The sequence below is a fragment of the Mesorhizobium sp. M7A.F.Ca.MR.362.00.0.0 genome, from assembly GCF_004023175.1.
In the GTDB taxonomy this organism is placed as follows: domain Bacteria; phylum Pseudomonadota; class Alphaproteobacteria; order Rhizobiales; family Rhizobiaceae; genus Mesorhizobium.
Genome location: NZ_RZTF01000174.1, coordinates 1 through 1,126 on the forward strand (window position 1 = coordinate 1; position 1,126 = coordinate 1,126).

The window sequence follows — 1,126 nt, forward strand, 5'->3', positions numbered from 1 at the left end:
TTCTCCCGGTCCCTATACGGGGAGAAATGCCCGGCAGGGCAATGAGGGGCGGCGCCAGCGCCGCAATTTTGGGCTGATCAAGCAGTGCGTTGCCCCTTATAGCCCTCGCAACAATCGTTCCAACTCTTCAGCATCCGTCACGACCGGCAAACACACCTGCCCAGTACACAACCATGCACCCGCCTCGTTGGTCGGCGGCAGGATTCCGCCAGGCAGCAAGGGTCGATTCGTACCCGTACCGATCGGCACGACAATGTCGACGCGGCGGGGGTCCGGACTTCGATTCGCAACCGGAACGAGCTTTGGATCGTCAAGCGCATCGACGATGACCAGCTTGAGCGGCTCGATCGCCGGCGCGCAGGCGTTGACGATGCCGGCCTGGCCATAGGCCTGGTTTGCGGCACGGCCGGCGGCGTGCTCGGCGACCTCCCAGGCTTTCTCGTGCAGCTCGAGATCGCCCGTGACGGAGGCCAGCCGGACCAGTGCCTCGATGATCTGGCCGGTGGCGGAGGGAATCGCTTCGTCGACATCGCCGCGGATGCGGATCGGCACGTCGGTGCTGTCCGAGGCGGTCAGGTAGTAACCTGTCTTTTCGGTATCGGCGTGCCAATGGTCGAGCTGTTCGACGAACTGGCCGGCCTGGTCGACATAGCTCCAATTCCCAGTGGCCTCGAACAGCGAGATCGCTGCGTTGGCCATGGCGGCATAGTCGCTGGACAAAGCAGGGAATAGTTTTCTGGCGCCGAGCATCGAATGCGGCAGACGGCCGTCGCGGCCGGCGGTGCTGATGTGGGCAAAGGCCTTTGCCGCCGCATCGGTCCAGTCAGGCCGCGCCAGCGAACGGCCGGCCTCTGCAAGCGCTGCGATCATCTGGCCGTTCCAGTCGGTGAGGGTCTTTGCGTCAAGACCGGGCCTGACCCGCTGTTCCCGCACGGTGAGGAGTTTCGCCTTGAGCGGGCCGAGCTCTGCGCGATCGATCACATAGTGCGATTGCTGGGACAGGGTTTGGTGGACGACCGGCTTGCCTTCCCAGCTATGCGGGCTGGAGAGGGTGAAGTATTTGAAAAACAAGGTGGAATCTTCCCCGATGGCAGCTTCGACCTCTTCTCGGCTCCAGGTGTAGAAC

At 63.3% G+C, this 1,126-nt stretch carries 1 pseudogene; it reads right to left on the minus strand.

Going from position 1 to position 1,126, the window contains the following annotated elements:
* Window positions 1–96 precede the first annotated feature (96 nt).
* Window positions 97–1,126: pseudogene (locus tag EOC06_RS43010) on the minus strand (thioredoxin domain-containing protein); the annotation flags it as partial.